Annotated in this window: 20 protein-coding genes and 1 tRNA gene; 5 read left to right on the forward strand and 16 right to left on the reverse strand. The window is 66.5% G+C overall.

The features are described from left to right. Positions 1 to 121: 121 nt before the first annotated feature. Positions 122 to 871 carry an SDR family NAD(P)-dependent oxidoreductase gene (locus SR870_RS09305; RefSeq protein WP_322517686.1) on the forward strand — a complete coding sequence of 250 codons (750 nt, stop codon included), beginning with the start codon at positions 122 to 124 and terminating at the stop codon, positions 869 to 871. Between the two features lie 20 nt (positions 872 to 891). Here the strand turns inward: SR870_RS09305 and SR870_RS09310 are convergent, their stop codons facing one another. The 7 genes from SR870_RS09310 to SR870_RS09340 form a co-directional block, all read right to left on the reverse strand. Next, the gene (locus SR870_RS09310) at positions 892 to 1,605 is read right to left on the reverse strand and encodes a class I SAM-dependent methyltransferase (RefSeq protein ID WP_322517687.1); all 714 of its coding nucleotides are present in this window, start codon (positions 1,603 to 1,605) and stop codon (positions 892 to 894) included. Between the two features lie 56 nt (positions 1,606 to 1,661). Then, positions 1,662 to 2,456, reverse strand: coding sequence for an energy transducer TonB (locus SR870_RS09315; RefSeq protein ID WP_322517688.1), 795 nt, complete (start codon positions 2,454 to 2,456; stop codon positions 1,662 to 1,664). A gap of 4 nt (positions 2,457 to 2,460) precedes the next feature. Next, positions 2,461 to 2,910, reverse strand: a complete 450-nt coding sequence (gene exbD / locus SR870_RS09320) for a TonB system transport protein ExbD (RefSeq protein ID WP_322517689.1) — start codon at positions 2,908 to 2,910, stop codon at positions 2,461 to 2,463. Between the two features lie 3 nt (positions 2,911 to 2,913). Further along, positions 2,914 to 3,834 carry a tonB-system energizer ExbB gene (gene exbB, locus SR870_RS09325; protein WP_322517690.1) on the reverse strand — a complete coding sequence of 307 codons (921 nt, stop codon included), beginning with the start codon at positions 3,832 to 3,834 and terminating at the stop codon, positions 2,914 to 2,916. Further along, positions 3,831 to 4,520, reverse strand: coding sequence for a Fe2+-dependent dioxygenase (locus tag SR870_RS09330; RefSeq protein ID WP_322517691.1), 690 nt, complete (start codon positions 4,518 to 4,520; stop codon positions 3,831 to 3,833). The genes exbB and SR870_RS09330 overlap by 4 nt, the downstream gene beginning before the upstream one ends. Positions 4,521 to 4,544: 24 nt before the next feature. Continuing rightward, positions 4,545 to 6,926, reverse strand: a complete 2,382-nt coding sequence (locus SR870_RS09335; RefSeq protein ID WP_322517692.1) for a TonB-dependent receptor — start codon at positions 6,924 to 6,926, stop codon at positions 4,545 to 4,547. A gap of 251 nt (positions 6,927 to 7,177) precedes the next feature. Continuing rightward, positions 7,178 to 7,423: a hypothetical protein gene (locus tag SR870_RS09340; protein ID WP_322517693.1), complete on the reverse strand. Its 246-nt coding sequence runs from the start codon at positions 7,421 to 7,423 to the stop codon at positions 7,178 to 7,180. A gap of 310 nt (positions 7,424 to 7,733) precedes the next feature. On the opposite strand from SR870_RS09340, the gene SR870_RS09345 reads away from it, so the two are divergent. Beyond that, positions 7,734 to 7,807, forward strand: a tRNA-Gln gene (locus SR870_RS09345). Positions 7,808 to 7,968: 161 nt separating this feature from the next. On the opposite strand, the gene SR870_RS09350 is transcribed toward SR870_RS09345, so the two are convergent. The 6 genes from SR870_RS09350 to SR870_RS09375 all read right to left on the reverse strand — a co-directional run bounded on the left by SR870_RS09350 (position 7,969) and on the right by SR870_RS09375 (position 15,616). Then, positions 7,969 to 8,217, reverse strand: coding sequence for a hypothetical protein (locus SR870_RS09350; protein ID WP_322517694.1), 249 nt, complete (start codon positions 8,215 to 8,217; stop codon positions 7,969 to 7,971). Positions 8,218 to 8,337: 120 nt separating this feature from the next. Continuing rightward, entirely contained in the window at positions 8,338 to 9,531 is a 1,194-nt protein-coding gene (locus SR870_RS09355; protein WP_322517695.1) for an amidase, read from the reverse strand. 41 nt (positions 9,532 to 9,572) lie between these two features. After that, positions 9,573 to 10,808 (reverse strand): amidohydrolase family protein, encoded by a 1,236-nt coding sequence (locus SR870_RS09360; RefSeq protein WP_322517696.1) that lies wholly within the window; start codon positions 10,806 to 10,808, stop codon positions 9,573 to 9,575. Between the two features lie 31 nt (positions 10,809 to 10,839). Further along, complete coding sequence (locus SR870_RS09365) at positions 10,840 to 13,338, reverse strand: branched-chain amino acid ABC transporter ATP-binding protein/permease (RefSeq protein ID WP_322517697.1); 2,499 nt, start codon at positions 13,336 to 13,338, stop codon at positions 10,840 to 10,842. Positions 13,339 to 13,340: 2 nt separating this feature from the next. Next, positions 13,341 to 14,210: a branched-chain amino acid ABC transporter permease gene (locus SR870_RS09370; RefSeq protein ID WP_322517698.1), complete on the reverse strand. Its 870-nt coding sequence runs from the start codon at positions 14,208 to 14,210 to the stop codon at positions 13,341 to 13,343. Between the two features lie 221 nt (positions 14,211 to 14,431). Next, a complete protein-coding gene (locus SR870_RS09375) occupies positions 14,432 to 15,616 on the reverse strand; it encodes an ABC transporter substrate-binding protein (protein WP_322517699.1) in 1,185 nt (394 codons plus the stop codon). 282 nt (positions 15,617 to 15,898) lie between these two features. Between SR870_RS09375 and SR870_RS09380 the strand changes: the two genes are divergently transcribed. After that, positions 15,899 to 16,297 (forward strand): nuclear transport factor 2 family protein, encoded by a 399-nt coding sequence (locus SR870_RS09380; RefSeq protein ID WP_322518237.1) that lies wholly within the window; start codon positions 15,899 to 15,901, stop codon positions 16,295 to 16,297. A gap of 141 nt (positions 16,298 to 16,438) precedes the next feature. Here the strand turns inward: SR870_RS09380 and SR870_RS09385 are convergent, their stop codons facing one another. Then, positions 16,439 to 17,176 carry a GntR family transcriptional regulator gene (locus SR870_RS09385; protein ID WP_322517700.1) on the reverse strand — a complete coding sequence of 246 codons (738 nt, stop codon included), beginning with the start codon at positions 17,174 to 17,176 and terminating at the stop codon, positions 16,439 to 16,441. Between the two features lie 146 nt (positions 17,177 to 17,322). On the opposite strand from SR870_RS09385, the gene SR870_RS09390 reads away from it, so the two are divergent. Beyond that, positions 17,323 to 17,991 carry a hypothetical protein gene (locus SR870_RS09390; protein ID WP_322517701.1) on the forward strand — a complete coding sequence of 223 codons (669 nt, stop codon included), beginning with the start codon at positions 17,323 to 17,325 and terminating at the stop codon, positions 17,989 to 17,991. 109 nt (positions 17,992 to 18,100) lie between these two features. On the opposite strand, the gene SR870_RS09395 is transcribed toward SR870_RS09390, so the two are convergent. Then, a complete protein-coding gene (locus tag SR870_RS09395; protein ID WP_322514220.1) occupies positions 18,101 to 19,294 on the reverse strand; it encodes an IS481 family transposase in 1,194 nt (397 codons plus the stop codon). A 163-nt stretch (positions 19,295 to 19,457) separates the two neighbouring features. Continuing rightward, positions 19,458 to 20,462: a carbon-nitrogen hydrolase family protein gene (locus tag SR870_RS09400; protein WP_416221160.1), complete on the reverse strand. Its 1,005-nt coding sequence runs from the start codon at positions 20,460 to 20,462 to the stop codon at positions 19,458 to 19,460. Between the two features lie 147 nt (positions 20,463 to 20,609). Here SR870_RS09400 and SR870_RS09405 point away from each other — a divergent pair, with 147 nt between their 5' ends. Next, positions 20,610 to 21,590 carry a helix-turn-helix domain-containing protein gene (locus SR870_RS09405; RefSeq protein WP_322517703.1) on the forward strand — a complete coding sequence of 327 codons (981 nt, stop codon included), beginning with the start codon at positions 20,610 to 20,612 and terminating at the stop codon, positions 21,588 to 21,590. Positions 21,591 to 21,970 lie beyond the last annotated feature (380 nt).

The following is a 21,970-nucleotide window of genomic DNA, read 5'->3' on the forward strand; positions in this document are numbered from 1 at the left end:
AGGAGCGGCGCCTTCGCCGCGTCTCGAAGGATGAGGTTGTTCATCCTCATGGTTCGAGACGCGCGCCAGAGCGCGCTCCTCACCATGAGGGACCACGTCATGTCGCAAGGGACCAGGACAGATGAACACCATCGATCTCAATAACCGCTGCGCGGTCGTCACCGGCGGGGCGCAGGGGTTCGGGCGGGCGATCGCCGAGCGGTTCGCGGCATCGGGCGCGCGGGTGGCGATCTGGGATCACGACATCGCGCTGGCCGAGACCACCGCCAAGGAGATCGGCGACGATGTCGTCAGTGCCTATCAGGTCGACGTCACCGATCCGGCCGCGGTCGACAAAGCGCGCGACGCGACGATCGCCGCGTTCGGCAAGATCGACATCCTCGTCAACAATGCCGGCATCGCCGGCATCAACAAGACCGTCTGGGACACCGATTACGACGAGTGGCGCAAGGTGCTGCGGATCAATCTCGACGGGCCGTTCATCTGCTGCAAATCGATCGTGCCGCTGATGATTGCGCATAAATACGGCCGCATCGTCAATATCGCGTCGATCGCCGGAAAGGAAGGCAACCCCAACGCCGCGCACTACTCGGCCTCGAAAGCCGGGCTGATCGCGCTGACCAAATCGCTCGGCAAGGAGCTCGCCGCCTACGACATCGCCGTCAACGCGGTGACGCCGGCCGCCGCCCGCACCGCGATCTTCGACCAGATGACGCAACAGCATATCGACTTCATGCTGTCGAAGATTCCGAAGGGCCGTTTCGTGCTGGTCGAGGAACTGGCCGCAATGGTGGCGTGGCTGGCGTCGGAAGACTGCGCGTTCTCGACCGGCGCGGTGTTCGATATTTCGGGCGGCCGGGCGACGTATTGAGCGCTCGGGCCGGCCTGATTTCAGCCAAGCGGCTTGCGCCATTCCATGATCAAGAACCAAGGCGCGCGCCGATAGCGACTCACGGTGTCCGGATCACCGCCATGAGGCAGCGGCTCTGAGAAATGCACGAGCTGCAGGCCGTTCTGGAGCAGTACCGACATGTAGCTACTCAGCGGCCGATGCCAATTGCGGATGCGGATCCCGCGCCACGACACCCAATCGGCGCGCTCCGTCATGTAGTTGTCGATCCGAAGCTGAAGCTTGCCGTCGGCGTCGCGGGTCCAACCATCCGGCTGCGAGGCGGTCATGAAGCTGTTGAGGTTGGCGATCAACAAAGCTCCACCCGGTCTCAGCACGCGGGTCATCTCCGCGATCGCCGCAGCGACGTCCGGGATATCGATCAGCGTGAGATAGCTGACGACCAGGTCGAAAGAGCAATCTGGAAAAGCTAGTGCCTCAGCCCGACCCATCCGGTAGTCGCCGCCAGGATCGAGATGTTGCGCGCGCTCGATCAGCGCCTGCGTCGGATCGATCCCGATTGCGGCGATATCCAAGCTCCGCAGCTTGCGGCAGAACCGGCCCTCCCCGCACCCGACGTCGAGGGCACGCTGGAAGCCGCCCGCGCTCACCCGCGCCAGCATCGGGGCATCGAGAACGAACCGTCGCCCGAAATCGCCTTCATCGGCCATATCGGCGATCCACGCCGCCGCCGATTGATCCCATCCGTCAGCCATGAGAGCCCACCACCAAGTCGTGGATCGCCGATCCGATCAGTCGGGCTGCGTTGTGCTCAACCCTTCCCCTTCGTCCGGAAGATCACCGGCAGGCTGAAGGTCAGGCCTTCGTCGGCGATCAGCGGCGGCGGGGCCGGGACCGGGTCGGAGCGCTTGATCATGTCGAGCGCGGCCTGATCGAAGGCGGCATCGCCGGAGCCTTCGACGATCCGGGTCGAGAGCACGTGGCCGAGCCGGTCGAGCTCGAAGCTGACCACGATCCGCACGTTCTTCTGGCTGCCGTCTTTCGGGTAGCGCTTGTGCTTGTCGAGATAGGCGACCAGTTCCTTCTGCCAAGTGGCGCGGATGCGCTGCGCGGCCTGGCCGACGCCCTGGGCGGGGGCGACCGAGCGCGGGCCTTCCTTGGCGGTCTCGTTGCTCGGCATCGCGGTGGCTTCGGCGGCGACCGATTCGGTCGAGGCCTGCTGCTGCACCACCGCCTTTTCCTTCGCCTCCTCGTCGGGCTTCTTCGCCTCCTGCGTGGTGACGACGCGGTCGGCCTCTTCGGTCTCCTGCGGGATGTCCTTCGGCAGGTCGGTTTCCTGAACCTCGGCCTTCTGCTCGTTCAGCGCCGGCGACGCCGCAGAGGCGTCGGTGTCCGGGCCGGGCGGCAGATCGGTCGCCTCGTGCTTCGGCGACATCATCTCGACGCCGACCTCGATCGCCGGCGCGCCCAGCGCGTCGTCGTCGACGTCCGTGTCCCGATTGGCCATGGCCAGCGCGACGCCGCCGACATGCAGCGCGACCGCGGCGATTCCGGCGATCAGCCACAACGTGCGCGAAGGCTTGTGGGAGAAATCGAACTCGGTCATAGCGCTATTGCGCCCCCGGCGCAGATCCGGGCACGCCTTCCAGCGCCACCAGCTTGATCTTAGCGTAGCCGCCGGTGCGCAGCATCTCCAGCACGTCCATCAGCTCGCCATACGGCACCGCGCGGTCGGCGCGCACGAAGATGAAACGATCCTTGGTCATGTCCGGCATCGCATCCAGCGTCCGCACCAGATCGACGCGCTTGACCTGCTCCTCGCCGATCGCCACCGCGAGATCGGGCTTGATGCTGACATAGGTCGGCTTGTCGGGACGCTTCTGCGGCGTCGCGGTCGAGGTCGGCAGGCTGACCGGCAGATCCACCGTCGACAGCGGCGCGGCGACCATGAAGATGATCAGCAGCACCAGCATGACGTCGATGAACGGCGTGACGTTGATCTCGTGGGTCTCGTCGAAATCGTCGTCGAGGCCGTCGGAATCGTTGAGGGAGACCGCCATCGGCTACTCCGCCGCGCGCGAATGACGACCACTGCCGTGGCTGCGGTCGAGGTCGCGCGACAACAGCCGCAACGCCGCGCCGGAGGCACGCGCCACCATCTCGAGATAGACCTTAATCTCGCGCGAGAAGTGATTGTAGATGATCACCGCCGGAATCGCCGCGACCAGGCCGATCGCGGTGGCGAGCAGCGCCTCGGCGATGCCGGGCGCGACCACCGCCAGATTGGTGGTCTGCGATTTCGAAATGCCGATGAAGCTGTTCATGATGCCCCACACCGTGCCGAACAGGCCGATGAACGGGGCGGTCGCGCCGATGGTGGCGAGAAAGCCCATACCGTGGCGCATGTGCCGCGACTCGGCGCGGACGATTTCGCTGAAGCTCGACACCGCGCGCTCCTTGATGCCCTCGTCGCTGGCGAGCCCGGCCGAGACCCGGGCCTCGCGCAGCGCCGCCGCCAGCAGCATCGACAGCGGGCTGGTCTTGTCGCCGAGCGCGAGTTGCGCTTCCGACATCGACCGCGCTTCGGAAATCTGCTTCAGCGCCGAGCGCAGCCGCAAGCGGGCGCGACCGAGTTCGATCTTCTTGGCGATGAGGATGGTCCAGGTGATCATCGAGGCGAGCGCCAGACCGACCATCACCGCCTTCACGACGATATCGGCCTGCATGAACATCGACCAGGGCGACAGTTCGGCGAGTCCCGGCGTCACGCTGCCATTGGGCGTGGTGCCGGAGGCCGGCAATGCCTGGGTCGCGCCGGTAGTCTCGGGGGCGGTCGCGGGCTGCTCGGCCGAGGGCGCTGCCATCGGCGTGGCGGCGGGAGGCTGCTGCGCAGCCGCCTGTTGCGCGAACACGGGCGCGGTGTGCGCCAGCAGGACTGCGGCAACCAATGCGACGGCGATCGATCGAATTTTCGACAGTTTCATACTTCGGCCCAGTAGCGGATGAGGTTGTGATAGATGCCGGTCAATTTGACCGTTTCAGGGTCGTCGCGTCCCAGCCGCTGGACCAGGGCCTGAATGGCACCATCGAGATCGTAGATCATGCTGCGTGCATGAGCATCTCGTATCATGCTCTGCAGCCAGAAAAAAGACGCGACCCGCGCACCGCGGGTGACCGGCGTGACCATGTGCAGGCTGGTCGACGGATACAGCACGCAGTCCCCGGCCGGCAGCTTGATCTCGTGCGAGCCGTAGGTGTCTTCGATCACCAGTTCGCCGCCGTCGTATTCGTCCGGCTCGGAGAGGAACAACGTCACCGACAGGTCGGTGCGGATACGAAGCCCGGTGAGCGGATCGCCGCGCACCGCGTTGTCGACGTGGATGCCGAAATGATGATTGCCCGCCGCGGCATAGCGGTTGAACAGCGGCGGAAAGATCTGCAGCGGCACCGCCGCCGCAACGAATTTCGGATTGGCGGTCAGCGCCTGGATGATGCGGCGGCCGAGCGCGCGGGCGAGCTCCCCGTCCGGCGGAAGCTGCTCGTTGCGCTTGACCATGGCGGACTGCGCGCCGGCCGTGGAGCGACCATCCTCCCAGTCGGCGCCGTCCATCAGATGGCGGAACTCCGCCACCTCATGCTTCGACAGCACCTCGGGAATGCAAACCAGCATGGCGACTCCAGTCCGGGCACGCTTTCAGAGCGTGCCGCGCAGAGTGAGCCAGACCGAACGGCCCGGCGCGATGAACACGAACGGCGAGTTGCTGCGATAGAACGCGTCGTAATAGGTCGTGTTGAGGATGTTGTTGACCGACAGCTTCGCAGTCAGGTGCTTGTCGACCTTGAACTCGACGAAGCTGTCGAACCGCCAATGCTCAGGCAGCACGTTGCCGTTGATGGCGCCGAAGGTGCCGCCGTAGATCTTCGAGGCATAGGTCGCCTGCCCGCCGACCTCCCACTGCTCACCGATACGATATTTGGTGAGCATGTTGAACGACTGGTGCGCGATGTTGGCGAGCTTGGCGCCGACCTGGGTCGGATCGATCGATTGCAGCACCTCGCTCTCCATCAGCACCAGACCGCCGAACACGCTCCAGCGCTCGGTCAGCTTGCCGGAGACGCCGAGGTCGATGCCGCGCACGCGATAGACGCCGGTGGACAGGATGGTGCTGCCCTGTGTCTCGCGCGCGTTGGATTTCTCGGTCTGGAACAGCGCACCGGTCACCAGCAGGTGCCGATCGAACAGTTCCCATTTGGTGCCGATTTCGGCCGCCTTGTTCAATTCGGGCGACAGCGCCTGGAAGGTGGTGTTGTTGACCACGAGTCCGCCATAGGCAGTGCCCGAAGCGTCGAGTTCGGCGCCGACCGGATTGCTCGAGGTGGCGTAGGCGGCGTAGAGGCTGGCGTAAGGCAGCGGCTTGACCACGGCGCCGACATTGTAGTTCCACATCCCGGACTGCACGCCGGTCGACGTGCTCGCGGTGTGGCCGGTGATGCTGTAGTCGTCGTAGCGCACCCCGCCGTTGAGGATGACGACATCGTTCCAGTTCGCGGTTTCGATCAGATAAGCGGACTTGGTGTCGACGGTGATGAAGGTCGGATTGTAGGCACGCTGCGGCGTGCTGGCGAACTCGAACTCGTTCGGCGGCGACAGCAGCGGCACGGTGATGCGGCCGCCGGTCTGGAACCCGGTCAGTTCCGAGGTCAGCCCCGCATAGGTGTCGCGCATCACGCTCTCGCGGGAGATTTCGGCGCCGCCGATCAGCGCGTGTTTCACCGGACCGGTGTCGAATTTGTAGGTCAGGTCGGTCTGGTTGGCGAGCACGTTGGTGACCTGATAGCGGCTCTGCGAGGCGAGCTGCACGGTGGTCGCGGTCGGATTGCTCGGCAGCGTGCCGATGTAGTCGAGCACCGAACGGCCGGCGCGCGAACGACTGCTCAGCGTCAGATCGGGGGTGATGGCGAACTCGCCGATCACGGTGCCGAAATCCTGCTGCGCCTTCTGGAAGTCGCGATTGATGAAGCCGTAATAGGTTTCGCGCGGAACGTTGACGCTGGTCGAGGGCTTCCGCAGCGTGGTGTTGTAGGGCACGCCGAAATCCGGCAGGCCGTCGAGATCGGTGTGGACGTAGTTCGCGGTGACCTTGACGGCGTCGGTCGGCGTCCACTTCACCGCGGCGAGCGTGCCCCAGCGGTCGTCGGTGACGTAGTTTCGCCCGGCGACGCGGGCGTCCTGGTACAAACCGTCGAACCGCACCGCGAGCGTCGGGCTGATCACCTGGTTGACGTCGACGGTGACCCGCTTGGTGGCGTCGGTGCCGAAGGTGGTCTCGGCCTTGGTGAAATTGCCGGCGGTGGTGGCCTGCTTGGTGACGATGTTGATGGCGCCGCCGGCGGTGCCGCGGCCGGCCATGGTCGAGGCCGGGCCGCGCAGGATCTCGACCTGCTCGGTGAAGAAATTCTCGCGGATCGAGATCGCCGGATCGCGGATGCCGTCGATGAAGACGTCGTTGCGGGCGTCGAAGCCGCGGATGAAGAAGCGATCGCCGAAGGCGTTGCCGCCCTCCCCGGTGCCGAGCGTGACGCCGGCGGTGGAGCGTGCGATGTCGCGCAGCGAGGTGGCGTTCTTGTCTTCCAGGATCTCTTTGCTCAGCACGGTCACGGTGCGCGGCGTGTTCAGCAGCGGCTCGGTGAACTTGGTGCCCGACAGCCGGTCGACCTTGTAGGGCGCGTCCGCGTCGGCATAGGGGTTGCGATCCGCCAACAGCACGCCGGCATTCGGGAACGGCACCGGCGCCACCTGAGCCGGCTGAGCCCGCCGCGCCGCGCGACGCAGCGCGGTGCGGGCACGGACCTGGTCGGGCGTCGGCTTCGCCGCCGGACGCGGCCGCGCCACCGGGGCGTCGACGGTGACGGCCGGCAGGTTGGACTGCTGCGCCTCGGCGCCGCCGATCGACGCCACCGCGATCATGCCGGCGACGGCTGACACCTTGCGGCCGTAGTGATTGTCGAGTTCGTCGTTGAAAGTGCGGATCGACGCTTCCGCCCGCAACGACCTCGGCGCCTTTGCCCCATTCATGTTGCCCATCGCCCCCGAAAAGTGCAGTTGCTAATTACCTGCAGCTTCCCGTGGTATCGGCCGCCATTTTGAGGGTCAACTTGCGCGCGCCTTTGACGCATTGGAATCACTCAAGATCAAAATGGTTCTAAACAAACACCTCCGCAAACATCCGGAGGCGACCGGCCGAATGTTCGGGATATGCCGAGAAGACAAGCATTTGCGCAATTCTTGCGCGTCGGCATCCGGTATGCGGATAGTGACGTCTGGCGTCACTCGGACGGCGGACTCGGCGGCTTCATCAGCGAGAACAATTCGTCGACGGTCTGCTGCGCGCTCACGCGGACGCGGTCGGCATCCAGGGCTCCGCCGATTCTGATTCCGCTCACCACCGCGCGGATCTCGTCGCGAAATTCGCTGAGGAAGCGCAGCGGGTCGGGTTGATCATTGGCGACCCGCGCGATCAGACCGGTGATCAGAATCTGGCACGCGATCATTCGCCCGTTCAGCTCTTCCATTCAGCGCTCCGAGGGCCGTGGCGACGAGACGGCCACCACCGCTGCAGCGGATATGGCCGAGCGCGACCTCGCTGACAATTGGAAGAGTTCTCAACTGGACCGGCCGCCACGGTCGGCCGAGGTCGCCCGGGTGGCAGAGGGAGGCGCCCGGCCTCTGCACAGCCGAGCCGGCATTCGCCATCAGGAAGCCCTTGCGGGGACCGGCCGAGCCCGTTAGAAGTCGCCCCACATCCGAGGCGCCCGGCCAGATCGATTCAGCCCGCGCCCCGGCACCAGCGTAAATGCCTGATTCAATTCTGGCATTTTCCGGTGGGGAATGGTGTAACGGTAGCACAACAGACTCTGACTCTGTTTGTCTAGGTTCGAATCCTAGTTCCCCAGCCATTCCGGACCCCGCAGCAATCTCGACGAATTCATCACCGCCGGCCGTCGCCGCGATGGGGTTGTGGCGATTTTCGCGACATCACCGCGTGCCGGCCGCCAAGTTTGCTGCGCCCCACGCTCCGTGACCGCCGGCTCGCCCCCAGCGCAATCACCCGCTCTCGCTACAGCTCCGACAGATCGCTCGGCACATCGCCGAATGCCTTGAGCAGCACTGCGTCGTGAAATTCGCCGATCAGCGGATCGCCGGTCCGGCTGAACGCGACCGCGCCGGCATTGCCGCTGGTCCGCGCGAGCACCTCGGCTCTGCGGATGGCCGCGGATGCGCTCTGGCACTCCGCCGGCTCACCGGGCACCGCACCCTCGTCCGACGCGGTGAAGGGCAGCGCGACGTAGTAGGTGACATCGGCCATCGAATCGCCTTCCGAGCCTGACTTCGCAACAAAATTGTTCTCATTTTGTTCTTGACGAGTCAAGCGGCGCGCGAGGCCGACGCGGTCCGCGGCGAAGCGACGAGACGCGCGGTGCCGGCCTCAGTGCTGCTTCGCCGTCCCCGCCTCCAGCTCGGCCGCGAGCGCCAGCAGATCCTCGTCGCAATTGCGGCCGCCGATCAGCGACAGGCCGATCGGGCAGTCGTCGAGCGTGGCGAGCGGCAGCGACAGTTGCGGCAGGCCGGAATGGCCGGCGGGACAGAGCAGTTCGAGCGAGCGGGCGCGGAAGGTTTCGAGCGCCTCGCCCGAGCTGCCGCGCAGCGGCGCGATGCCGGGCGCGGTCGGCGCGATCAGCACGGCGTCGTCCTGCAGCAGCGTCCGCATCTTCGCCGCGATGGTTTCGCGCAGCGCTTTCGCCGCGACGACTTCGGCCGGATCGAGCACCGCGGCGGCGGCGAAGCGCTCCTTGACGCCCGGACCGAACGCCGGCTTCACCGCGTTGACCCAGTCGCCATGCGCGGCCCAGGCTTCGGCGGATTGCAGCACGCGAAACGCGTTGCGCCATGCCGCGCGTTCGTCGCCAGCGACTTCAACCGGCTCCGGCTCACCCAGCAATCCGCTTAGCCGGGCGAGCCCCGGCTGCAGCGCCGCGACGACGCGCGGCTCGAGCGCGTCGAACAGATCGCGCGCGATCAGCACGCGCTTGGGACGGCGCGGCGCGCGGACGCCGTCGAGCAGCACCTGCCCGACCCGGGCCATCAACGCAGCGTTGCGCGAAAACCAGCCGACGGTGTCGTAACTCGGCGCCAGCGGCACCGCGCCGTCGAGCGGAATCCGCCCATGCGTGGTGCGGATGCCGTAGACGCCGCAATAGCTCGCCGGCAGCCGCACCGAGCCGCCGGTGTCCGAGCCGATCGCGAAATCCACCAGGCCGCCGGCGGTTGCCGCGGCCGATCCGCTCGACGAGCCGCCGGGAATCCGCCCCGGCGCGGCCGGATTGATCGGCGTGCCGTAATGCGCGTTCTCGCCGTTGAGGCTCCACGCCATCTCGTCGGTGTGGGTCTTGCCGACCATGGTGCCGCCGGCGGCGAACAGCCGGTCGACCACGGGCGATGACTGTGTCGGCACCGGATGGGTCGCCAGCCATTCCGGGCTGCCGGCGCCGGTCGGCAGACCCGCGACGTCGAAGAAATCCTTCACCGCGAAGCTCAGCCCGGCCAGCGCGCCGCCGTCCTGTGTCCGCCGATCGCCCCGGCCATAAGTACAGAACGCGTTCAGATTGTCGTCGACCGGCATCACCATCTCCGTGAGTTTCTTGTTGTCGCCGCGCGGCGAGATCAGCTCGGTTTGTGCAGGATCGCGGCGGGTTTGTCGAATGTCCGCACGCCGCGCTTGAGCCCGAACAGCGGCTGCGCGATCTCGCACACCGCCTGCGCCTTGGTGGCGCAATCCAGCACCACGAGATCGGCCGGATGGCCGACGGCGATGCCGTAATCCGCGCGGTTGATCAGCTTCGCCGAGCCCGACGTCACCATGTCGAGGCAGAAGGTGAGATCGGCGGTCGCCGCGACCTGGGTGACGTTGGCGTAGAGATTGATCATCCGGATCAGCGAGCAGTCGCCGAACGGCGTGAACGGGTTGAGCACGTTGTTGGTCGAGATGCTGCAGTTCACACCCTGCGCGCGCAGCTTGTGCGCCGGCGTCACGCCGCGCGGCACGTTGTACTCGGCGTCGCGGCCGGTGAGAAACAGGTCTGTCGCCGGCAGCACGGTGACGGCGACGCCGGCGTCCGCAAGCCGCTTCGCCGCGGCATCGAACGCGGCCTTCGGCATCGCCGACAGCTTGGTGACGTGGCCGATCGCGACGCGGCCGCCCCAGCCGGTGGCGTCCGCCATCCGGCACACTTCGTCGAGATCGAGATGCGCCGGATCGAGCCCGAAATCGAGATGGAAGTCGATATCGACGTCGAACTCCTTCGCCATCTCGAAGATCCGGCCGATCTGGCCGTGCGAATCCTTGTCCATATAGGGCGCGCCGCCGACCACGTCGGCGCCCTCGCGCAGCGCCTGCAGCATCACCGCGTCGCAGCCGGGATCGTCGAGCAGCCCCTCCTGCGGAAACACGCAGAGCTGCAGATCGATCGCCCATGAATAGTCCAGCTTCAACTGCTTCAGCGCGCGGAAGCTGGTGAGGCCGACCCGCGGGTCCACCTCGACATGGGTGCGCATCTGATTGGTGCCGTTCTTGATCGCCTTTTCCAGCGTCTGCGAGGCGCGCTGATACACGTCCTCCTCGGTGAAGCCGCGCTTGGCCTTGACGACTTCGGCGATGGCTTCATCCAGCGTGCCCTTCTCGCAGTTGCAGCGGCCGAGCAGGCAGGATTTGTCGAGATGGATGTGGGTTTCGACGAAGCCCGGCACGATGAGCCGACCGCCGCAATCGTGCTCCGGCGCGCCGGTCGCCGGCAGCCCCGCCTCGATCGCGGCGAAGCGTCCGGCCTTGATGCCGATGTCGAGCGCCGTCTCGGGACGATCGACGACGGCGGCGTTGCGGAGAATGAGATCGAACGTCACGGAAGGACTCCTGAACAAGAACGGGCGCGCGTCACTGCGCAGCTTCGGCATGGCCCAGATAAGCGGCCTCGACCTCGGGATCGCTGGCGAGCGCGGCGGCGCTGTCGTCGCGCACGATCGTGCCGCTATCAATCACATAGCCGCGGTCGGCCACCGCGAGCGCCAGCACGGCGATCTGGTCGACCAGCAGGATGGTGATGCCCTCGTCACGCAGATCGGCGAGCACGTCGTAGAGTTCGTTGATCATCGCCGGCGCGAGCCCCAGCGACGGCTCGTCGAGCAGCAGGATGCGGGGCTTCGCCATCATGCCACGCGCGATCGCCAGCATCTGCTGTTCGCCGCCGGACAACAGCCCTGCCCGGCTGTTCAGCCGCTCGCGCAGCCGCGGAAACCGCGTCAGCACGGCTTCGATCTCGGCGGCGTAATCGACGTTGGTCCGCGTGTTGGCGCCGAGTTCGAGATTGTCGTAGACGCTGAGTTCGGGAAACACCTGCCGGCCTTCCGGCACCAGCGCGAGACCGCGCGCGGCGATGCGATGCGCCTCGCTGGTTTCGATGCGCTGATCGTCGAGGATGACGTCGCCCTGCACCGGACGCAGCAGGCCGGCGAGCGCGCGCATCATCGTCGATTTGCCGGCGCCGTTGGCGCCGATCAGCGCCACCATCTCGCCGGGCCGCACCTGCAGATTGACCTTTTGCAGCACCGGCGCCGCGCCGTAGCCGGCGACCAGATTGATGACGTCCAGCACAGCGTCGCGCGAGCCGTCCCACGGCTCGTCGCGGCCGCGCGCGCGCATCTCGGCGGCGCCGAGATAGGCGGCGAGCACCTTCGGATCGCGGCGGATGACGTTGGCGGTGCCGGCCGCGATCGGCGTGCCGGCGTCGAGCACCACGACGTGGTCGGAGATTCCCATCACCAGCCGCATGTCGTGCTCGACCAGAATGACCGCGATGCCGAGATCGGCGATCCGGCGCAGCAGGCCGCTGAGCGCATCCTTGTCGGCCGCCATCAGCCCGGCGGCGGGCTCGTCGAGTAACAGCACGCGCGGCCGCATCGCCAGCGCGCGCGCAATCTCGACCAGCCGGCGATCGACATGCGGCAGATCGCCGGCGACCGCGGCCAGCGCGCCGCGATAGCCGACGAAGTCGATCAGCGCTTCCGCGGCAGCTTCGTCGGCGTCATTCGCGGCAAAGGCCAGCATCGAGCCGAGCCGGCCGCGCCGCATCGCGATCAGCACATTGTCGCGCACGCTCATGGTCTCGAACAGTTTGGTGGTCTGATAGGTGCGGCCGATGCCGGCGCGCGCCACCTTCCACGCCGGCGCGCCGGCGAGCTCCTGCCCGCCGAGCCGGATGCTGCCGGCGTCCGGCTTGTAGAAGCCGCCGATCATGTTGAGCACGGTGGTCTTGCCGGCGCCGTTCGGGCCGATCACGCTGGTGACCTTGCCGGGCTCGGCGATGAACGACACCTGCGAGGCCGCCTTGATGCCGCCGAAGCTGATGCCGATGTTGCCAATCTGCAGTGCGCCGTGCTCAGGCGAGGCAGCAAGGAAGGCTGCGACGTCACCAGGCTTCGCCGGCCGTGGATCGATCCGCCTTACTAATCGCGCCAGCGTGCCGAGGATGCCCTCCGGCGCCAACCACAGCACCACCAGCAGCAGCAGCCCGAAGAACAGCAGCCGATATTCGGCGAGCTGCGACAGCAATTCCGGCAGCACAACGGTGATCGCGGCGCCGACCACCGGGCCGAGCACCCAGCCGGCGCCGCCGACAATGCAGGCGAACAGGAACAGGATCGACTGCGAGAACGGAAACGAGTCGGGCGCCACGAAGGCGAGCAGCGAAGCGAAGATGCCGCCGGCCACGCCGGCGAACGCCGCCGACAGCACGAATGCCGCCGCCTTGACGCTGATCGGGTTGAGCCCGATCGAACGCGCCGCGACCTCGGCGTCGCGCACCGCGACCATCGCCTTGCCCCAGGCGGAGCCTGCGAGCCGATAGAACAGATAGGTCGAGGCGCCGGCCAACAGGATTGCCAGCAGCGCCATTTCGCGCTCGGTGAACACCGTGCCGCCGAGCTGCGGCGGCGGCAGTCCCATCAGCCCGTTGGAGCCGCCGGTGACGCCGCGCCATTCGATGGTGAGATGCTGCACGATGAAGGCGAAGGCGATGGTGATCATCGCCAGATACGGCCCGCTGACGCGCAGCGCCGGCAGCGACAGCAGCAGGCCGATGGCGCCGGCGATCACGCCCGCCAGCGGCAGCGCCAGCCAGAAACTCCAGCCCTGCAGCGTCAGGATCGCCACCGTATAGGCGCCGATCGCGTAGAAGCCGACGTGGCCGATCGAGATCTGTCCGGTGAGGCCGACCAGGATGTTGAGGCCGACGCCGACGATGCAGGTGAGCGCCACCATCGCCAGCACGAACGGCAGATAGCCTTCGGCCTGCGCGGCGTAGAGCGCCGCGATCGCGGTGAGCAGCAACACCGTGGCCGGCATCGCGTAGCTGCGGAGTCTTTCAGCCAAGCCCATGGTCAGACCTTGTTGATCGCGGCGCGGCCGAACAGGCCGTTCGGCTTCAGCGCCAGCGCCAGAATGACCACAGAGAACACCACGATCTGGGTGTAGACCGAGCCGAGAAACGACGTCACCAGCGCCTCGATCAGGCCGTAGACCAGGCCGGCGATCACCACGCCCCAGGCCGAGCCCATGCCGCCGAGAATCGCAACCGCGAATGCCTTGATGCCGAACAGCGTGCCCATCTCCGAACTGACGCTGAACAGCGGCGCGATCAGCAGGCCGGCGAGACCGGCGAGCGCGGTCGAGACCATGAAGGAGATCGCGATGGTCCGGTGCACATTGATGCCCATCAGCCGCGCGGCGTCGGGATTTTGCACCACGGCCAACAGCGCCTTGCCGCGCCTTGTGTGGCGCAGCAAGAGATGCATCGCGGCGGCGGCGCCGATGCCGACCAGCGGAATGACCAGTTGCAGCGGATACACGCCGGCGCCGAAGATCCGGATCGGCTGGGCCGCCCAGTCGGAGGGAAAGCCGCGCGGCTCCTTGCCGAAAGTGAACATCACCGCATTGTCGAGCACGATGCCGGCGGCGACGGTGGCCATCAGCCAGGCGTTGGAGCCGCGCGCCACGAACGGCCGCACCAGAATCCGCTCGACCACGAGGCCGAACAGCGCGCAGACCCCGAGCGCGGCGACGATCGCCAGCGGCATCGGCCAGCCGTATCTGATGCCGAAGGTGTAGCCCAGCACGGCGCCCAGCATCATCGCCGAGCCCTGCGCGAAGTTGACGGTGTTGGACACCACGTAAGTGATGTGAAAGCCGAGCGCGATCAGCCCGTACATGCTGCCGAGGCCGATGCCGGAGATGATAGCGGAGGTGAGCATGAAACGTCCGTGCGATGGTCGGGTTAGAAATCTATGGTCTCGTCATTCCGGGGCGCGCGCAGCGCGAACCCGGAATCCATACCCCCTGAATTCAAGTTTCTCCCAAGGCGTAACAACGGCTGCGCCGAAACGCAGTCACTGGGGATATGGATTCCGGGTCTGTACTTCCGTCGGCTTCGCCGACGAAAGCACATCCCGGAATGACGAACTCTGGCGGCAGGTCAGTTCACCAGCGGCAGGATCTCCGCGCCCTTGAAGTAGGTGAAAATATAGTCCGAGGGCGACAGCGCGTCGTGATTGTCGGCGCTGAATGGCTTGGTGTAGGTCTTGATCAGGCCGTCATAGCTGCCGATCTGGTAGAAGCCCTCGCGCACTTTCGGGCCGTCGGTGGAGCCGGCTTTGGCGATCGCCAGCGCGGTGAGATGCATCGCGTCGTAGGCGTTGGCGATGCCGACCGCGGGCGTGACGTCGGCGGCCGTCTTGACCTCGGGATATTTCTTCTTCAGCGCGTCGAACAGCGCGACCGATTTGGGGTTGGTGTTGCCGGAGAAGCTGAAGGTCTGGATGAAGTGAACCTTCTCGGCGCTGGGGCCGGCGAGTTCGGTGAAACGTCCGCCGGCCGGGCCCCAATGCGACACCACCGGCACGTTCCAGCCCATCCGGTCGAGCGACTTCACCACCTGCGCCGAGGGCGCGACGTTGGCGACCATGAACAGCGTATCGGCGCCGGCGTCCTTCAGCCGGGTGAGCTGCGGCACCACGTCGACGTCGCCGCCTTCGAACTTCTCGATGCCGGCGGCGGTCATCTTCTTGGCGTCGAGCGCAGCCTTCAGCCCGGCCTCGTTGGATTCGCCCCAGGGGTTGTTGATCAGGATCATGCCGGGCTTCTTGGCGCCGTATTTCTTGATCGCGTAGTCCACCAGCGCGATGTCCACCAGCGCGTCGACCGCCGAGACGCGGAACACGTAGTTCTCCGGCGCGCCGTTCTGGGTGATCTTGGTGCCGGCGGCCCAGACGCCGATGAACGGCACCTTGGACTGATTGGCGAACGGCACGATCGCCATCGACACCGGGGTGTCGATGCCGCCGAAGTAAGCGACCACCTTCTCGCGCTGCACCAGTTCGCGCGCCGCGATCACGCCTTTGGCGGGATTGCTCTCGTCGTCGCGCACCACCAGTTCGAGCTTCTTGCCGAGCACGCCGCCCTTGGCGTTGATCTCGTCGATCGCCAGCGACAGGCCGCGGACGATGGCCTCGCCGGACTTCGCCGACTGGCCGGACATCGCCGCGACCAGTCCGACCTTCATGGCGTCCTGGGCCGAAGCGGGCCCCACGCCGACCAGCGCCAGCGACGCGGCGCCGGCCGCGAGCAACAGGCGGCGCGAAATTTGGGAAGCGAAACTCATCACGGGCTCCTCGCAGGATGAAATCATCGCATCCTTGCTAGCAAGCGCTGTGCCACCGCCCCGGAGCCGGCAAAGCCGCCGGAATCGCGAACAAAGCCCGGTCAGACCGTGGTTTCTCGCGACGGCTGCCCAATATCCAGACAGCGCCCGCACAAATCGTATACAATTTTTCTTGGAAACGGATACAATATCTGGCACCGGGCTTGCTTGGATCGCCTTGCCCTTTGTCCCCTGTCAGGAGATTTCGCCGTGTCATCATCCCGCGCCGAAGCCGCGCCGTCCATGGATCAGACCGCCGCAGCCGCGGCGCTGGTCGAACGTTTTCTCGTGGCGTCGATGGTTCCCGACCCCGAGACTGCCGGCACCTTCATGGCTCCCGACGTTGCGATCACCTTCACCGGCGGCCGCAAATTCAAGCATCCGCGCGAAGCGACCGCGTTCAACGCCGGCCGCTACAAATGGGTGAAGAAGAAGATGGAGCGCACCGACGTCGCCCCCGGGATCGACGAGACCATCGTCTACAACACCGGCACGCTGTACGGCGAATGGCCCGACGGCACGCCGTTCGAAGGCAATCGCTATGTCGACCGCTTCGTGGTGCGCGACGGAAAGATCGTCAAGATGGACGTCTGGAACGACAGCGCCGAGCGGCTGCTGACCCGGCACGGCATCGAGGCGTAAGCGCGCAGTTTCGCGGCGGCGTGCGAATTATCACTGATCTGCGCTGACCTTCTCGCTCGTCGTTGCGAGCGAAGCGAAGCAATCCAGGATGCTGTGCGCTGAGCTGGCTTGCTTCGCTCGCAACAACGATGTCGGAGCGGCTCAACGCTTCTTCGCGCCGGCTTTCCTGGTCTTCGGCAACGCGGCCTCTTTCGCATAGGGCGACAGGATGTCCTGGATGTCGCGCGCCTCCGGCGCGTGCGGCACGATCAGCGCACGCTCGGCCACCGCGTCGAGATGATGATCCATTAGCGCGGTGGCGCGGGTGGCGTCGCCCGATGCAAGCGCCGCGATGATGGCGCGGTGCTCGCTGACGGCGCAATCGGCCGAATGCGGCCGGCTGTACAGCGCGAGAATCAATCCGCAGCGCGAGGCGACCTCGCTGACGTAACGCGCCAGCACGGGGTTGCCGGTCATCTCGGCGAGTCTGATGTGAAACGCGGTGGCGAGCCGGATCGACAGCGGCTCGTTGCTGCCCCTCGCCTGCTCCTCGGCGTCGACGTGCTGCTCGAGCTGTTTGATCTGCTCGCGCGTCAGCCGGCCGGCGAGCCGCGCCACCACCAGCCGCTCCAGCCCGATCCGCACATCGAAGATATCGCGCGCCTCGTTCCAGCTCGGGGTCGCGACCGCGGCGCCGCGATTGCGGCGCAGTTCGACCAGCCCTTCGGCGGCCAACCGGCCCAGCGCGGCGCGGACGATGGTGCGGCTGGCGCCGAATTTCTCGCCGATCGCGTCCTCGGGAAGCTTGGCGCCGGGCTGCAGCGCCTGCTCGATGATGGCGTGCCACAACGCCTTGTAGATGACCGCGCCGCGATCAGGAGCCCGAGTGGATTTTGCCATCGCATCGAAATCGCTGGAGTGCCCCGCGTGATTGCCACACCATCGGATCGAATGCAATTTGCGGCGACAGCACGATGACGCGCGCGCCGTCGATCATCAGCTCGGCCGGCTTGCATCGGGAATGATCTAGGTTTATATTCCTTGTCATGCCATATCCTTTCATTCCCACAATCGTCCGTCTCCGCGTCACGCCCGACCCGAATTCGGACTCGCCGCCGCCGATCCCCGGCGGGCGCCCGCGCGGATCGCGGCGGCCGCATACCGACGCCAAGGCGGCGGAGGTGCGCCGGCTGATCGAACAAACCGAGCTGACCTACAGCCAGATCAGCGCCAAGACCGGCGTCGGCCGCGCCAGCATCAGCCGCTGGAGCCGCGACGGCGCCTGGGCGCGCCCGCCCTTCGCGCCGCGCGCCACCGACCGGATGCCGACCGCGCGCGCCAGCCAGAAACTCAAGCTGCGGAAACTCGCCGAGCGGCTGCGCCTGCTCGCCGAGCAGATGATCGAGAAACTCGAAGCCGACGCCGGCACCGATGTCGACCGGCTGATGCAGGCGCTGCAGGTGCTGAAGATGGCGCGGATGGAAGCGATGGGCCGCCGGCGTCGCCGCCGCGACCCCGCCTTCCGTGCGCGCACCGGCCACGACTGGCTGTCCGAAGAGGAAGCCATCCGCACTGCCCTGAAAGAGATGCGCAATTTCGGCGTCGACGTCGATCGCGTCCCGCCGGAGGCGATGGACCTGCTGATCGCCGCCAAACGTCCGGCGGAGGATCACCCCGCGTTGCGGCCGCCGAAGGCGAGGAAGCGGCGGCGGTGATAACAACGGCGGCATGCGGCGCTGTTCTCCCCTCCCCCTTGCGGGGAGGGGTCGGGGGTGGGGGTCCACAGGCACGGTGCCCTGTTCAACCGGCATGATTCCCGACACTTTAGACCGGGATGATTGTCGACAGGTCTTTGTCCGCGTGTTGCGGCGCGTAGCGCAGCCCCTCTCGGGGCGGAGCGAAGCGACGGAACACGCGGAGGCGATCGATCAGGCCGATGTCGTAGTGGCAGAACCGCACGATCTGGTCGCCGTTGTCGAGTTCGGCGATGCCGATCGGTTCTCCGATCAGCGCCTCGCTGATGAAGATGCGCTCGCCGTGCCACATGATCTCGCCGGAGCTGCGGACCCGCCGCACCTCGTGGTCGGCGTCGTACCAGGGGTCCGCGATCCGGTCCGGCATCTGCCGCGTCGAGACGGTGTAGAGTTCGGCCGGCGGTCGCTGGCCGAGCGCCTCGTGCGGGCGCTCCCGATTGTAGTGATCGCGGAAGGCATCGAAGCGGGACTGCTGCTGGGTCGCCGTGGCCGCCGGCGGGCGCGAGGTCTGTGCCTTCAGGGTCCGATGCATCCGCTCGTGACGGCCGTTCTCCTGCGGCGAGGCTGGATGCACGAAATGCGGCTCGATCCCGAGCTTGAGCCACCAGGCCGACAGCCGGGTCAGCCCGCAGGCGCCGGTCGAACCGAACGGCGAGCCGTTGTCGCAGCGGATCGCCCGCGGCAGGCCATGGCGGCGGAAGGCATCGAGAAACAACGGCATCGTGGCGTCGATGGTTTGCGGCGTGATGGCGATGTCGAACAGATAGCGGCTGAAACCGTCGGTCAGCGTCAAGGGATCGATCCGGGTGCCGTCGCGGGTCCGAAACCAGCCCTTGAAGTCGGCCGCCCATTCGTCGTTCGGCGCGCTCACCGCTGCAAACGGTCGTTGCTGAGCCAGCGCCGGCCGCCGCCGCCTGACCGGCGCGATCAGCCCGGCCTGCTTCAACAATCCGCCGATCGTCGAGGCCGAAGGCCACGCGTTCTCCGGATGCTTGCGCCGCAGGATCGCCAGAAGCTTGCGCGGACCCATGTGCGGAAACCGGCGCCGCAGATCGACGATCGTCGCAACCAGTGCGGCATCGGTCCGCTGCGGGCAATGATGCGGAGCATGCGAGCGGTCCACGAACCAGTCCTCGGCCCCGCTGTCCCGACGCCGCCGCCACTCGTAGAACGTGTCTCGACTGACCCCGTAGCGCCGGCACAGATCCGACACGCTCCAATGGCCGCTCGCATGCTCCGACAGCATCCGCACCCGCTGTTCCATCCGACAGGTCTCCACAAAAGGCATCGGCGGTCCTCCCTCCGATGCAGTGTGAACTGTCGACAATCACCCCGGTCTGAACTGTCAGGAATCTATCCGGTCCGTACCCCCGCGTCACCCTCACCCCAACCCTCTCCCGCAAGCGGGAGAGGGAGCGCGCTGTGCCTTACCGATCTTCGGTCAGCTCGAACGAAGAGACCACCGAGCTCTCTGCCGGCACCGAGAAGTACTCGACGCGGCGCGCCGGCTTGTTGTTGAACAGCAGCCGGGTCACGTCCGGACGCGCATAGTGCCCGGCGGGGTCGGCGGATGCCTTTGCGAACGCAATCAGGCCGAGATCGACGTCGGCGACGACCAGCCCTTCCTCGAAGGGATCGAGATTGGCGCCGATCGAGCGGCCGTCGGGCGCGTAGACCCGGGAAAAGCCGCCGCCCAACTGGCACATCGCCTCCTTCATCGGATCGCCCTGGCACAGCAGGTCCTGCTGGGCCTTGTCGACCAGCGCGGCCGCGGCGACGACGAAGCAGCCGCCCTCGACCGCGTAGATCATGCTGGCGCCGTTGTTGACGGTGGGGCCGAGCGCATAGGCCTCGTCGGCAATCAGCGACAGCGCCGGCCAGGCGCCGCAATGGATCTGTTCGTTCTGGCTGTACATCGCGTATTTGCTGAGCGGCTGCAGGTGCTCCCAGCACGACAATTGGCCGACGCGGCCGAGCGAAGTATCGAGCACGGCGAGGTCGCTGCCGTCGCCTTCGCCGAACACGGTGCGTTCGACATGGGTCGGCTTCAGCTTGCGGCGACGCTTGATCACCTCGCCGGTCTCGGCATAGTGCCACTGCGCGATATACAGGCTGCCGCCGTCCCGCTCCGACAGCCCCATCGAAACTTGAATGCCATTGCGGCGCGCCGCCTCGGCGATCGCCCGATCCTCGGCGCCGCCCGCCTGCACGCTGTTCTCGAAGTAACGGCCGACGAACTGCATCGCCCAGGCCGGCGGCCCGAGCCAGATGTGGTTGGGATAGCCCGGCAGCCACACTTCGGGAAACACCACGAGCTTGCAGTCCTGCCGCGCGGCCTGCTCGATCAGCCCGACCGCCTTGGCGACGCCGGCCTGAAGATCGAGGAACGCCGGCGCGGCCTGCACGGCGGCGACCTTGAATTGCTTCGACATCTGCATTGTCAGCCTCCACGGATGATCGGGATGCCGCGAAGTCTAGCGAGCGCCGCAATGCCGGGCTTTCGCGTTTGAGCGCGATTTGTTGTGAATCCGGGCGGAGCCGGATATCGTGGCCGCGGTCTCTTGCAGGCGATCCCGGCGATGCTCGCACGATACGATACCGCCCTCGTCCCACCCCAGGATCGGATCGCCTATTGGCACGACGTGGTGTGCGCAAACTATGTTCAGCTCGAATGCGAGATCGACGACGCGCGCGAAGTTCGCGGCGCCATCGAGATCAAGCGGCTCGCCAATCTTTCGGTGTCGGAGATCAGCGGAACCGGCGGTAGGGTCAGACGCCGCGCGCGTGATATCCGGCGTGCGACCGAGGAGTTCTTCCTGCTCAGCCTTCAGCTCGAGCAGACGACGACGATCAGCCAGCGCGGCGCGATCACCACGCTGCGGCCCGGCGACATGGCCGCCTACAGCAGCACCGAACCGTACGAACTCAGCATGGCGAGCGGCTTCCGCCAGATCGTGCTGCAGATCCCGAAACCGTCGCTGCTGCTGCGGATGCCCGATGCGGAACTGGCGCTCGGCAGGCGGATCGACGGCAGCACCGGCGCCGGACATCTGATCGGCCAGAGCATCTTGCAGTTCTGCAAGTACACGCCGGAGAGCAACGAGCCGCTGAACGATCACGTCGCGGATATTCTGGCGAGCCTGTTCTCCGCTGCCCTCTCCAGTACGTCGACCACCGGCGCAAGCGAGCTGTCGTCGTCGACGCAGCTTCTGCTGTTGCGCGCCAAATCCGCTATCCGGCATCATTTCAGGGAAGCGCAGTTCGATCGCGTCGCGCTCGCCCATGCCGTCGGCGTCTCGGTGCGCCGCCTCAACGAGATCTTCGCCACGCAGGAGACGTCCGCAAGCGACGTCATTCGCGAAACGCGCCTGCAGATGGCGGCCGACGAACTGACCGACCGGCGCAAGGCCGGCCTCACCGTCAGCGACATCGCGTTGCGCAACGGCTTCAGCAGCTTCTCGCATTTCTCCACGCTGTTCCGGAAACGCTTCCAGACCTCGCCGCGCGAGTGGCGGCAGACAAAGTCCCAACCGCATCGCGGCTCGGCAGCGGGCGACTGACAGCGAGATCAGCAACGTTCGTTTCAACCCGTCATGCCCGGCCTTGTGCCGGGCATCCACGTCTTGCTGATGGAGTCGTAAGAAAGGCGTGGATGGCCGGGACAAGCCCGGCCATGACGAAACTGATCGCAGGACGGACAAGGCACGCGCGACCATCATCCTTCGAGGCGCGCTGCGCTGGTGCCTTGGATAACGACGGGTGGGTCTTGTTCGGTTAAAGCACGCCCTCGATTGATTGAACCCCGCATCCTCGCGAGACGCACTGATTCCTCATCCTGAGGAGCCCGGCGAAGCCGGGCGTCTCGAAGGATGGGGCGACGCAGTCCCTCGCGCCCACGGTTCGAGACGGCGCTTCGCGGCTCCTCACCATGAGGTCTTAC

The organism is Rhodopseudomonas palustris, from assembly GCF_034479375.1.
GTDB lineage: Bacteria > Pseudomonadota > Alphaproteobacteria > Rhizobiales > Xanthobacteraceae > Rhodopseudomonas > Rhodopseudomonas palustris_M.